Raw genomic sequence first — 11738 nt, forward strand, 5'->3', positions numbered from 1 at the left:
GCCACCGGTCCGGAAAGCCCCGGCTCAGGACGCCCGTGCCGGGAAAGCCCCGGCACGGAACGCCTGGCTTCAGGAAGTCTGGGCGAGGACCTCGCGCAGGACGCGGTCGCACAGTTCGTGGCTGAGCAGGGCGTCCCGGGCGCTGAGCGGGCGGCCCTCGCGTACGGCGTCGAGGAAGCCGAGAGCGGCCTGTTCGATGCCGCGCTGCCGGGCGACCGGCACCCAGTCGCCGCGCCGCCGCACGGTGGGGTCGCCGTGGTGGTCGACGATCTCGGCGAGGTTGACGACCTGGCGCTTGGCGTCGCGCCCGGAGACCTCCAGGACCTCCTCGGTGGAGCCGCTGGAACGGTTCATCAGGCCGAGCGCGGTGAAGCCGTCGCCGGAGAGCGTGAGCACCACATGGTGCAAGAGGCCGTTCTCGACCCTGGCCCGTACCTGGGTGTGCTCGATCTCGCCGGGCACCAGGAAGCGGAGTGTGTCCACGACGTGCACGAAGTCCTCGAAAATGAAGGTGCGCGGGTCCTCGGGCAGTCCGGTCCGGTGCTTCTGGAGCACGATCAGGTCGCGCGGGTGGTCCAGGCAGGAGACGTAGCCGGGGGCGTGGCGCCGGTTGAAGCCGACGGCGAGACCGACGGCGCGCTTCTCGGCGAGTTCGACCAGCCGCTCGGACGTGGCGTAGTCGAAGGCGAGCGGCTTGTCGACGTACGTGGGCACGCCCGCTTCCAGGAGCCGGGTGGTGATCTCCGGGTGCACGGCGGTGGAGGCGTGGACGAAGGCGGCGTCGAGGCCCGCGGCGAGCAGCGAGTCGAGGTCGTGGTGACGGCGCTCGGCGGGCAGGTGGTAGAGGTCGGCGACCCGGTCGAGGGTGGCGGGGGTGCGGGTCTGGAAGTGCAGTTCGACCCCGGGAAGGGCGGACAGGACGGGCAGGTACGCCTTGCGCGCGATGTCACCGAGTCCGATGCAGCCGACCTTCACGGGGTCTCTCCTTGGGGTCTGTTCCCGTTCACCGAAAGGGAGTTCACGGTTTTCGCATGTGTCGCGGGTGTCGCCGGTTCATGGTTTTCGCGGCGGTCAGCTTACGCGCGCGGGCGCGTCACCGGTCGGCGGCCGCCAGTCCGCGATGCCGTCGAAGCCGCGCAGCACCAGGCCGGGCCCGAAGCGGGAGACGGCGCTCATCGCGGTGTCGCGCAGCGCGACGGCGGGGCGGGCGGAGAGCAGGGCGAGGCGGCCGGTGCGGGCGGCCTTGCGGACCAGGGCGGTGGTACGCGGCAGCCGGTCGGCGGTGTACGCGGCGAGCGCCACTGAGACCTCCCGGCCGGGTCCGGCGTGGTGGGCGAGGACGACGGCGTCCTCGATGGCCTGGTTGCCGCCCTGCCCGAGCGTCGGCTGCATGGCGTGGGCGGCGTCGCCGAGCAGCGCGACGCGGCCGAGGTGGAAGGAGGGCAGCGGGTCGGTCAGCTGGTGGACGTCGTGGCGCAGGACGGTGTCCTCGTCGCAGGCGGCCAGGATCGCGGGGACGGGGTGGTGCCAGTCGCCGAACCGACGCAGGAGTTCGGCCTTCTCGCCGCCGGGGGCGTGCTCCCCGGCGGGGGCGGCGGCCATGGCGTACGCGTAGACGCGGCCGTCCTTGAGCGGCTGGCTGCCCCAGAGGCGGCCGGGGCCCCAGGTCTCGTGCGGGGCGAAGGGGGCATCGAGGGCGGGGACGACGGTGCGCCAGGTGGTGAACCCCGAGTAGCGCGGGCCGGGGTGGCCGGGGAAGAGGAGCCGGCGGACGGCGGAGTGGATGCCGTCGGCGGCGACGACCAGGTCGGCCTCCAGCTCACCGTCGGGCATGGTGACCCGGGCGGGCCGGCCGGCGCCGCCGGGGTCGGCGAGGACGGCGGGGCCGCCGGTGCGGACGGTGTCCTCGGGCAGCGCGTCGGCGAGCAGGTCGACGAGGGTGGCGCGGTGGAGCAGGACGAGGGGGCCGCCGAAGCGGTCGGCGGCGGCCCGGGCGCTGGTACGGACGAGCCAGCGGCCGTCGGGGCGGCGCATGCCGCCGTCGCCCTGCCAGGCGGCGAGCGCGCGGACCCGGTCGCCGAGGCCGACGGTGTCGAGGGCACGCAGGGCGTTGGGGGCGAGGCCGATGCCCGCGCCGACGGGGGCGAGGGAGGAGGCCCGTTCGAGGACGGTGACGTCCCAGCCGCGGGCGCGCAGGGCGAGGGCCGCGGTGAGGCCGCCGATCCCGGCTCCGACGACGACGGCACGGTGCTGCTGCTGCTGCTGCTGCTGCTGCTGCATGATTCCCCCTGGGAAGCACGGGACTACAGATGTAGTTACCCTTCGAACGTACTACAGGTGTAGTCGCGGGGGCCAGACAAGGCGCTCGATAGGTTGTCCCCATGACCGCAGCACCGGCCCCCGCCGCCCCGTCCAGCCGCGCCGACCGCATCGGCGACGCCGCTCTCGACCTGCTCGTGGAGCGCGGGATGCGCGGACTCACCCACCGTGCCGTCGACGAGCGGGCCGGACTCCCCCAGGGCTCCACCTCCAACCACGCCCGCACCCGCCAGGCCCTGCTGGAAACCGCCGTACGACGCCAGGCCGAGCGGGAGGCGGTCGTGCTCGCGCCGCACGAGATGCCGGGGCCCGGGGCCGCACCGGAGGAACTGGTGAACGCCCTCGCGCTCGCCCTGCACCGCTATCTGACGGACCACCGCTCCCTCCTGGTGTCCCGCTACGAACTGGCCCTGGAGGCCACCCGCCGCCCCGAGCTGCGCGCCTTCTTCGACGCCGCCGGATCCGTCTTCCGCACCCCCGTGATCGCGATGCTGCGTGCGGCCGGCTCCCCCGCGCCGGAGCGCCAGGGGCTCTCCCTCATCGCGTGGTGCGAGGGGCTGATGTTCTCCTGCGCGGCCGGCTCGTTCCACGCCGAGGTCCCGAGCCGCGCGGAACTGCGCACCGGCTTCGACGAACTGCTGCGCGGCATGCTCGGCACCGGCGCCGGCACCGGCACCGATGACGGCGGGCGCTGAGCTACCTCGGCGCCCGCCGGGCGACCCCGGCCCCGACTGCCGCCACATTGATCCCCCGTCAATTCCGTGGCACTACCACCATGTCATCGGACACGATGAGGAGCATGAGCACCGACAGCACCGCCCCCGCGCCCCGCACCCGCCCCGACACCCTGAGCGGCGAACGCGCCGCCCTGGAACAGTGGCTCGACTTCCACCGCGAGACCCTCGCCCTGAAGTGCCAGGGTCTCGACGACGCCCAGCTGCGCACCGTCTCCGTCCCGCCGTCCGACCTCAACCTCCTCGGTCTGGTACGGCACATGGCCGAGGTCGAACTCGCCTGGTTCCGCCGGGTACTGGCCGGCGAGGACACACCGTGGCTCTATGACGACGAGAAGGACGAGGACCGGGACATCCACGTCACCGACGAGGACACCTGGGAGGAGGCGTACGCCACCTGGCAGGAGCAGATCGCCCACGCCCGGGCCAACGCGGCCGGCCGCGACCTCGACGACCAGGGCCTGCGCCCGACCAGCCGGGGAAAGACCGTCAACCTGCGCTGGATCTACCTCCACATGATCGAGGAGTACGCCCGCCACAACGGCCACGCCGACCTCATCCGGGAGCGCATCGACGGCGCCACCGGAAACTGACCCGCCCACGACACCCCGGCGCACGGGAGCATTCGCCCGGGGCGCGCCGGTCAGTGCGCACCACGGCGCTCACCCATGCGGGGCATTCCCCGCGAGTAGGGGCGCGCCGGACGGGGTCCGGCCTGCAAAGTGGCGCGGGTGCATCGAACGAGAACCACCGTGACATTCCTCGCCGGGATGGCGATGGCCGCTCTGTCCGGCTGCGTCGCCGTCGAGCCGGTCGCCCCGCGCCCCGCACCCGCCGCCTCGGCCGGCCCCGCCGGCGGCGAGGCCGTGCCGCAGATCGTCCCGGGCCCCGCCAGGGAGGCCCTGGAAGCGGCGATGCCCGATCCCCCGGAGCCCGAGCCCCAGTCCTCGCTGGAGAAGCACGCCGAGGACGACGGGAAGCACCCGGCTCACCGGCACCCACCAGCGCACGCACACCCCGGGCGCCCACCGGCCGCGCGGCCCCACCGGCCGCCGGCCGCACCCGTCAGACCGCCGGAGCTTCCCGAGTCGCGCTCCGACGTCTGCCGGCTCGGCGCGGTGTTCGGCGGCTGGAGCTCCGACAGCGCCCAGGCCCGGATCTGCCGGAACACCTACGCGAAGTAGGGCGTGCGCCCCTCGCGCGCCCGCCTCCGCCCGCCGCCGCCCGCCACGGGCCCTCACCGGGCTCGTCGCACGGCGAACGGCCCCGCGCTCAGTCCTCCAGCCGCAGCTCCAGCCGGTCGATCGCGGCCCGCACCCCGTTGCCGTATCCGTCGTCGTCCAGGCTTACGGCGGCCTCGCGGGCCCGGTCCAGATGGATCCGGGCCGCGTCGGGGCGGGCCAGCTTCATATAGTCGGCGGCCAGGTTGAGATGCAGCGAGGGATACAGGGCGCGCAGGGCGACGGCCGAGTCGTGCCGGGCCAGGCGGTCGTCGTCCAGGCCCTCGGCCGCGGTCAGGGCCCGCAGGTCCCAGGCCAGCTCGGTGTCGGGATCGTCCTGTGCGTCGGCCATGTAGTGGGCGAGGGTGCAGCGGTGGAGCGGGTCGCCGTCCGGCCCGATCTGATCCCAGATGACGCCGAAGCGGTTGCGGGCCTCCTCCCGGTCGCCGCCGTGGAGCAGCATCATCGCCTGCCCGATCCTGGTCATGACGGCGTCGTCCGATACCTGCTGCCCGGTCACTACGGCCTCCACGCGCTGTCGTGCGGCACCCGTACGGATTGCCGGATCCGACGCTAACCGTCGCCACGCCGGATCCGGGCGAGGCTCAGCCGAGGTCCGGGACGCGCCAGTCGATCGGCTCGTGCCCCTGAGCGGCGACGGCCTCGTCGATCTGGGTGAAGGGACGGGAGCCGAAGAACTTCTTCGCCGACAGCGGCGAGGGATGGGCGCCCTTCACCACGACGTGCCGGGTCTCGTCGATGAGCGGCAGCTTCTTCTGGGCGTAGTTGCCCCACAGGACGAAGACGGCCGGGTCGGGGCGGGCGGCGACGGCCTTGATGACGGCGTCGGTGAACTTCTCCCAGCCCTTGCCCTTGTGCGAGTTGGCCTCGCCGGCGCGGACCGTGAGCACCGCGTTGAGCAGCAGGACGCCCTGCTCGGCCCACGGCATCAGATAGCCGTTGTCGGGAATCGGGTGCCCGAGCTCGCTCTGCATCTCCTTGTAGATGTTGCGCAGCGAGGGCGGCGTCTTCACGCCGGGCCGCACGGAGAAGCACAGACCGTGACCCTGGCCCTCGCCGTGGTACGGGTCCTGGCCGAGGATCAGCACCTTGACCCGGTCGAACGGGGTGGCGTCGAGGGCGGCGAAGACCTGGTCGCGCGGCGGGTAGACCGGCCCCTTGGCCCGCTCTTCCTCGACGAACTCGGTGAGCTCCTTGAAGTAGGGCTTCTCCAGCTCTTCGCCGAGGACGCCGCGCCAGGACTCGGGCAGCTGGTCGGTGTCGGTCACGGTCAACAACCTCCGGTGGGCTTGCTTGGTACTCCGAACGAGAACCTACCGGGGGCCACTGACAATGCCGTACTCCACCGACCGCCGCCCGGCCGCTGGGCGGTCCCACCGGCCGTCGTCCGGCCGTGCCCGACCGGACCCGTATGCCGGGCCCGACTCACGCACCGGGCCGGACCCGTGTACCGGGCCCGGCCCTTCGATCAACCTTCGGTCACCCTTCGGTCACCAGCTGGTGCGGCGGTTCAGCTCCCACAACTGCATGACGGTCTGCGGGTCGAGCGCCCGCTCACCGCCGCCGATGTCCTCGCTGGCCGCGATGTACAGCTTGCCCTGCCACAGCGGCAGCAGCCGGACGTCCCGGACCATGATCTCCTGCGCCTCGACGAACTTGCCCGTGACGGCCGCGCGGTCGGTGTTGCGGCGCGACTGGGGGATCAGCTCGTCGCTGATGCGGGAGTTGACGTACGGGGTGCCGAGGACGTTCTCCTGGCCGATGAAGGGAGCGACGAAGTTGTCCGGGTCCGGGAAGTCGGGGAACCAGCCTCGCCCGAACACGGGGTACTCGGCGCGCTGGAAGCCCGCCTGGAGTTCCTTCCACGGCTTGCCGTGCAGGGTGATCTTGAAGAGCTTGGACTCCTCCAGCTGCTTCTTCAGCTCGGCGAACTCGGCGGCGGTGGAGGAGCCGTAGCGGTCGGTGGCGTACCAGAAGTCCAGCGAGACGGGCTCGGTGATGCCGGCGTCGCGCAGGATGGCCTCCGCCTTGCCCTTGTCCGGTCCGCCGAAGCGGTCGAAGAACTTGGTGGTGTGACCGGCGATGCCCTTGGGCACCATGGAGTACAGGGGCTCGGCGGTGCCCTGGAAGACAGTGCTCACCAGCCGGTCGCGGTCGACCAGCTGGGCGATGGCGCGGCGGACGGGCAGCTTGGCGGCCGTCGCGTCCTTGCTGTTGAACACGAGGTAGCGGATGTCGGAACCGGTGGAATCGACGAGCTGGAGGCCCTTGTTCTCGGGCTTGCGGTCCTCGAGATCGACGACCTCCGCGGCGGTCAGACCGCGGTAGGTGATGTCGATCTCCTTCTTCCGGAGCGCCGCGACCATCGGCTCGGACTCCTTGAAGTACTTGATGGTCACGCCGTTGTTCTTGCGGTCGGCGAAGCCCTTGTAGTTGGCATAGCCGGTCAGCTCGGCCCGGTCGCCCTCCTTGTAGGAGTCCAGGACGTACGGTCCGGAGCCGGTGATCTTGCCGTCCTCGCGGAGCTTGTCCGCCGGGTACTCGGCCGGGTCCACGATGGACATGGCCGGGGTGGTGAGGATGAACGGGAAGGTCGCGTCGGGCTTGTTGAGCCGGAAGAGCACCGTGTTCGCGTCGGTGACCTCGACCTTGTCGAGGGAACCGAGCATTCCGTTCGGGCCGCCCTCGACGTCGATGGTGCGAATGCGGTCGATCGAGTGCTTGACGGCCGCGGCGTCCAGCTTGTGGCCGTTGGAGAAAGTCAGCCCTTCATGGACCCGGCATTCGAAAAGGCGGCTCTCGGAATCCTTGAACTGACAGTCCGCGGCGTCGGGCTTCGGTACCGCACTGCCCGTGGGATACGCCACGAGCGTCTGGAAGACATTCCGGAAGAGTTCCCAGGAGTTGTCCCAGGCGGCCGCCGGATCGAACGTGGTGGGGGAACTCGTCGTCCCTACGACGATGCGCTGTTCCGCTGTGGTTCCACTGTCCGAGAACATGCTGCATCCGGACAGGAGGGATATGGACGCAAGGGCTGCAGCCGCCTGCAGACTGGTCCGGTTGAACACGTGCACGCTCCTCGTTCAGCCTGGGATCGGCCGACCATACCGCAGCGCCCCACCAGGTCAATGATCCGCCCTGGCAGGGCACTTGAGGCATTCAGCGCGCAACCGGGGCCAAACCGGTCACGACTTCAGGAAAGTGTCCGGATATCGGTCACCCGACACCGGCGTTCAGGAAAATCCCGCCGTCGACGACCAGGGTCTGCCCCGTGATCCAGTCCGACTGAGGCGAGGTCAGGAAGGCGGCGGCACCGCCGATGTCCTGCGGCTCGCCGAGCCGGCCGAGCGGGTACGGGGCGGCCGCCTCGGCCTCCCGGCCCTCGTACAGCGCCGCCGCGAACTTCGTCTTCACGACGGCCGGGGCGATGGCGTTGACCCGTACGGCCGGGGCGAATTCATGCGCCAGCTGAAGGGTCAGATTGATCATCGCCGCCTTGCTCATTCCGTACGCGCCGATGAAAGGCGACGCCGAAAGCCCGGCGATCGAGGCGATGTTCACAATCGCCCCGCCGTTCTCCTTCTGCCAGGCCCGGTAGGTCTGCTGGGCGAAACCGAGCGCCGAGACCACGTTCGTCTCGAAGACCTTCCGGGCGACAGCGAGATCGAGTTCGGCGATCGGGCCGAACACCGGATTCGTACCGGCGTTGTTGACCAGGAAATCGACGCGCCCGAAAGCCTCCATGGTGGCGGCGACCGCGGCGGCCTGGTGGGCCTCGTCGTAGGCCTTGCCGGGCACCGCGACGACCCGGTCGGACCCCAGCCGCTCCACGGCCTCCTTGAGGGCCTCCTCGCCGCGGCCGGTGATGCAGACCCGGTCGCCGCGCGCGACCAGGGCCTCGGCGACGCCGTAGCCGATGCCCCGGCTCGCACCGGTGACCAGGGCGACCTTGCCGGAGAGCTCGGGCAGTTCCCGCTTGCTCATACGTATGCCTCCTCGTGCGGCTTCGCCGGGCGTCAGTTGAGCGGGCCGCCGGCCACGTACATGACCTGGCCGGAGACGAAGCCCGCGGCGTCGCCCGTGAAGAAGGCGATGGCGTTGGCGACGTCCTCCGGCCGGCCGACCCGCTGCACCGGGATCATGGACGCGGCGGCGGCCTGGAAGTCCTCGAAGCCCATGCCGACCCGCTCGGCGGTCTGCGCGGTCATCTCGGTGACGATGAAGCCGGGAGCGACGGCGTTGGCGGTGACGCCGAACTTGCCCAGCTCCTTGGCGAGGGTCTTGGTGAGGCCCTGCAGACCGGCCTTCACGGCGGAGTAGTTGGCCTGGCCGCGGTTGCCGAGCGCCGAGGAGGAGGACAGCGAGACGATCCGGCCGAAGCCCGCGTCCACCATGTGCTTCTGGCAGGCCTTGGCCATCAGGAACGCGCCCTTGAGATGCACGTTCATGACGATGTCCCAGTCCGACTCGGACATCTTGAAGAGCAGGTTGTCGCGGAGCACGCCCGCGTTGTTGACGAGGATGGTCGGCGCGCCCAGCTCGGTCGCGACCCTGGCCACCGCCGCCTCCACCTGCGCGGCGTCCGAGACGTCGCAGCCGACGGCGAGCGCGGTGCCGCCGGCGGCGGTGATCTTCTCGACGGTGTCCTTGCAGGCCGCCTCGTCGAGGTCGAGCACGGCGACGGCGCGGCCCTCGGCCGCGAGCCGGATCGCGGTGGCGGCGCCGATACCCCGCGCCGCACCGGTGACGACGGCTACGCGCTGCTCGGTGGTGGACATGCTTGTTCTCCTCGCCCTTGGGATCCCTGGATGCGGTCCCCACCCGCGCCGCGCCCACTCCCCCGAGCATGAGCGACCGCTTAGTATCGTCCGCAGACGAGACGCTAGAAGCCCTGGCACCCGGTGTCAACGGCCCACCGGGTGCACCCGCCCCCAGGGGGCCGGAGAGGCAGGCCGCTACCGGACGAGCAGGTCGAGCAGGCGTTCCACCTCGGCCTCGGGATCGGCGGTCAGGCCGGTGTGCACCGGACCGGGCTGCACCACGGTGGAACGGGGCGCCATCAGCCAGCGGAATCGCCGGCCGGCGTCGTCGGGCGCGGCCTGGCCCGCGGCCTCGCCGCCTGTACAGACCCCCTCGACGGCGCGCAGCGCGGCCCGGACGCCGGTGACGTCGGCGGCGGGGTCGAGCGCGGCGAGCTTGGTCTCGTCGAGGTGGACGCGGGCGGCGACGTAGGACCGGGCCCGGCAGTAGACGACCACCCCGGCGTTGAAGCACTCGCCGCGCTCGACGCGGGGCACGACGCGCAGGAGCGCGTACTCGAAGACATCGCGGTGGGTCACGTGGTGCTGTCCTTCGGGGTACCGGCCAGGGAGGTGCTGTCCGGGGCGGAGGTGTCCGCGCCCTGCGTCCGGGGAGTGAGGCGGTCGGCGAGCCAGCCGGGGGGCTGCTGGGGCCGCCGCTCGACGCGGGGGCCGAGGGTGATCCGCTCGTGGATGGTGGCCGCGCGCGGCAGTAGCGCCGTCACGTACGCGTCCCGCAGTTCGTCGGTGCTGTCGAAGCCGGGCTCGTCCACCAGCCACTCGTCGGGGACGTCGGCGGCGACCTCGGTCAGCAGCTCGCGGGTGACGAGCGGGGCCAGTTCGGCGGCGGCCGCGGCGATGTCGGGCGCGAACGGCGCGAGGGCGTGGTCCGAGGCGTCGTACGGCTTGGCGGCGGACGCCTGGGTGCCGGGCCAGTTGTGGTGCCAGATCATGGTGGCGCCGTGGTCGATGAGCCACAGATCGCCGTGCCAGACCAGCATGTTGGGGTTGCGCCAGGACCGGTCGACATTGTTGACGACCGCGTCGAACCAGACGACCTTGCCCGCCTCCTTCGGATCGACCTCGTAGGCGAGCGGGTCGAAACCGAGCGAGCCGGGCAGGAAGTCCATCCCCAGGTTGAGCCCGCCGCTCGCCTTGAGCAGCTCCTGCACCTCCTGGTCGGGCTCGGACAGTCCGATCACCGGGTCGAGCTGGATCGTCACCAGCTCCGGCACCCGCAGCCCGAGCCGCCGGGCCAGCTGCCCACAGATCACCTCGGCGACCAGCGTCTTGCGCCCCTGGCCGGCGCCGGTGAATTTCATGACGTACGTACCGAGATCGTCGGCCTCGACGATCCCGGGGAGCGAGCCGCCCTCACGCAGTGGCGTGACGTAGCGGGTCGCTACGACCTCTTGCAGCACTTCCCGGGCCACCCTTCTCTTCGACCTGACAATCCACGGATGATCTCTCCGTGGTGTCGAGGTGGGAATCACCGGTCGACGGTGCTGAGGAAAATCCGGGAGTGCCGGCCGGCGAGCCGGTCTTCCCGCTCCCCCGGCAGACCGTCGATGGTGCCATGCGCCTCTTGCTGCCGGCTTCCGGCGTGAAGTGAGCATAGTAACCGAGGGTGATCGCCGGTGAGGAGTGCCGAAGCCGCCGAGCCAGGGTCACGACGGGCTCTCCGGCTTCCGGCGGGATCGAGGCGCGGGTGTGCCGAAGGGCGGGTAAACCGTCCTCCGGAGCCGCCGCCCACTGCCCGGGCTTCGCCTCGCCGGCCGGGGACGCCCGCCTGACACCTTGTGGTCGGACCTTATGCCAGTTGTGCCATAGTGATGTTCTGAATTCCGATGGGGCGAGCAGACGGGCCGGGGAGGTACCGACAGTGGCCGAATGGCTTCCGGTCCGACAGTCGCGGACACACGAGCTCGTCCTGGAAAGCGTCGAGGAACAGGTGCTCGCCGGCGAGCTCAAGGCCGGCGACCGGCTTCCGCCGGAGCGCGAACTGGCTCAGGCGCTCGGGGTCAGCCGGTCGGCCCTGCGCGAGGCGCTGCGGGTCATGGAGACGATAGGTGTCCTGGTGGCCACCGCGGGGCGCGGTCCGGACGCGGGCGCCCGTATCGTGCAGAACCCGGACGACGCCCTGGGCCGCCTGCTGCGGCTGCATGTCGCGCTCGGCAGCTACAGCCTCGAGGATGTCCTGGAGGCCCGGGTGACCCTGGAGCGTTCCAGCTTCGAGGCGGCGGCCCGTTTCGCGGACGAGGAGCAGTTGGCCGAGGCGGCGCGGCTCCTGGAGCGGATGCGCGAGCCGGACCTGTCCATCACCGAGTTCAACGACCTGGACACGCGGTTCCACGTGTACATCGCCCGCGTCTCGGGCAACGACCTGATCTCGACACTGACCTCCGCGGTGCGCGAGGCGGTGCGGACGTTGATCCTCAAGGCCGAGGAGGCCACCGGCGAGGACTGGCCGGCCACGGCTCGCGCACTCGACGAGCAGCACACCGAGCTGCTGCGGCTGATCCGGGCAGGCGAGGGTGCCCGGGCCGCCGACCTCGTGGAGCAGCACATCCGCGGTTTCCACGGCACTCTCGTCGAGGTCGGCGGCCCGGCCGATTCCGGTTCCCGGGCCGCGCAGCGCTCCTGAG

13 protein-coding genes are annotated in these 11738 nt (G+C 71.4%); 4 read left to right on the forward strand and 9 right to left on the reverse strand.

Translation table 11 applies throughout. The annotated features are described in order from the left end of the window. Nucleotides 1-69: 69 nt before the first annotated feature. Together ACGFRB_RS30465 and ACGFRB_RS30470 are read right to left on the reverse strand one after the other, a co-directional pair. Complete coding sequence (locus ACGFRB_RS30465; protein WP_393247646.1) at nt 70-975, reverse strand: Gfo/Idh/MocA family protein; 906 nt, start codon at nt 973-975, stop codon at nt 70-72. A 96-nt stretch (nt 976-1071) separates the two neighbouring features. Beyond that, nucleotides 1072-2280 (reverse strand): FAD-dependent oxidoreductase, encoded by a 1209-nt coding sequence (locus ACGFRB_RS30470; RefSeq protein WP_393247648.1) that lies wholly within the window; start codon nt 2278-2280, stop codon nt 1072-1074. Nucleotides 2281-2381: 101 nt separating this feature from the next. Between ACGFRB_RS30470 and ACGFRB_RS30475 the strand changes: the two genes are divergently transcribed. From ACGFRB_RS30475 to ACGFRB_RS30485, 3 genes are all read left to right on the forward strand, one after another. Further along, nucleotides 2382-3014 carry a TetR/AcrR family transcriptional regulator gene (locus ACGFRB_RS30475; RefSeq protein WP_393247650.1) on the forward strand — a complete coding sequence of 211 codons (633 nt, stop codon included), beginning with the start codon at nt 2382-2384 and terminating at the stop codon, nt 3012-3014. A gap of 95 nt (nt 3015-3109) precedes the next feature. After that, nucleotides 3110-3646, forward strand: a complete 537-nt coding sequence (locus ACGFRB_RS30480; protein WP_393247652.1) for a DinB family protein — start codon at nt 3110-3112, stop codon at nt 3644-3646. A 138-nt stretch (nt 3647-3784) separates the two neighbouring features. Further along, nucleotides 3785-4237 (forward strand): hypothetical protein, encoded by a 453-nt coding sequence (locus ACGFRB_RS30485; protein WP_393247654.1) that lies wholly within the window; start codon nt 3785-3787, stop codon nt 4235-4237. An 88-nt stretch (nt 4238-4325) separates the two neighbouring features. On the opposite strand, the gene ACGFRB_RS30490 is transcribed toward ACGFRB_RS30485, so the two are convergent. The 7 genes from ACGFRB_RS30490 to ACGFRB_RS30520 all read right to left on the reverse strand — a co-directional run bounded on the left by ACGFRB_RS30490 (nt 4326) and on the right by ACGFRB_RS30520 (nt 10514). Beyond that, nucleotides 4326-4760, reverse strand: a complete 435-nt coding sequence (locus ACGFRB_RS30490) for a hypothetical protein (RefSeq protein ID WP_363007963.1) — start codon at nt 4758-4760, stop codon at nt 4326-4328. Between the two features lie 118 nt (nt 4761-4878). After that, the gene (gene ung / locus ACGFRB_RS30495) at nt 4879-5562 is read right to left on the reverse strand and encodes a uracil-DNA glycosylase (protein WP_393247656.1); all 684 of its coding nucleotides are present in this window, start codon (nt 5560-5562) and stop codon (nt 4879-4881) included. A 222-nt stretch (nt 5563-5784) separates the two neighbouring features. Further along, nucleotides 5785-7362, reverse strand: a complete 1578-nt coding sequence (locus tag ACGFRB_RS30500) for an ABC transporter substrate-binding protein (RefSeq protein WP_393247658.1) — start codon at nt 7360-7362, stop codon at nt 5785-5787. A 148-nt stretch (nt 7363-7510) separates the two neighbouring features. Next, nucleotides 7511-8278 carry an SDR family oxidoreductase gene (locus tag ACGFRB_RS30505; RefSeq protein ID WP_393247660.1) on the reverse strand — a complete coding sequence of 256 codons (768 nt, stop codon included), beginning with the start codon at nt 8276-8278 and terminating at the stop codon, nt 7511-7513. A 32-nt stretch (nt 8279-8310) separates the two neighbouring features. Next, the gene (gene fabG, locus ACGFRB_RS30510) at nt 8311-9072 is read right to left on the reverse strand and encodes a 3-oxoacyl-ACP reductase FabG (RefSeq protein ID WP_363007695.1); all 762 of its coding nucleotides are present in this window, start codon (nt 9070-9072) and stop codon (nt 8311-8313) included. Nucleotides 9073-9249: 177 nt separating this feature from the next. Beyond that, nucleotides 9250-9633, reverse strand: coding sequence for a DUF3037 domain-containing protein (locus tag ACGFRB_RS30515; protein WP_363007693.1), 384 nt, complete (start codon nt 9631-9633; stop codon nt 9250-9252). Beyond that, nucleotides 9630-10514 carry a HipA family kinase gene (locus ACGFRB_RS30520; RefSeq protein ID WP_393247662.1) on the reverse strand — a complete coding sequence of 295 codons (885 nt, stop codon included), beginning with the start codon at nt 10512-10514 and terminating at the stop codon, nt 9630-9632. The genes ACGFRB_RS30515 and ACGFRB_RS30520 overlap by 4 nt, the downstream gene beginning before the upstream one ends. 461 nt (nt 10515-10975) lie before the next feature. Between ACGFRB_RS30520 and ACGFRB_RS30525 the strand changes: the two genes are divergently transcribed. Further along, nucleotides 10976-11737: a FadR/GntR family transcriptional regulator gene (locus ACGFRB_RS30525; RefSeq protein ID WP_393247664.1), complete on the forward strand. Its 762-nt coding sequence runs from the start codon at nt 10976-10978 to the stop codon at nt 11735-11737. The last annotated feature ends 1 nt before the right edge of the window (nt 11738 follow it).

This window comes from Streptomyces sp. NPDC048718 (assembly GCF_043198875.1).
GTDB lineage: Bacteria > Actinomycetota > Actinomycetes > Streptomycetales > Streptomycetaceae > Streptomyces.

Coding starts and splice junctions, on each gene's coding strand:
- ACGFRB_RS30475 (WP_393247650.1), top strand. CDS start 2,382: ATGACCGCAGCACCGGCCCCCGCCGCCCCGTCCAGCCGCGCCGACCGC.
- ACGFRB_RS30480 (WP_393247652.1), top strand. CDS start 3,110: ATGAGGAGCATGAGCACCGACAGCACCGCCCCCGCGCCCCGCACCCGC.
- ACGFRB_RS30505 (WP_393247660.1), bottom strand. CDS start 8,278: ATGAGCAAGCGGGAACTGCCCGAGCTCTCCGGCAAGGTCGCCCTGGTC.
- ACGFRB_RS30490 (WP_363007963.1), bottom strand. CDS start 4,760: ATGACCAGGATCGGGCAGGCGATGATGCTGCTCCACGGCGGCGACCGG.
- ACGFRB_RS30470 (WP_393247648.1), bottom strand. CDS start 2,280: ATGCAGCAGCAGCAGCAGCAGCAGCAGCAGCACCGTGCCGTCGTCGTC.
- fabG (WP_363007695.1), bottom strand. CDS start 9,072: ATGTCCACCACCGAGCAGCGCGTAGCCGTCGTCACCGGTGCGGCGCGG.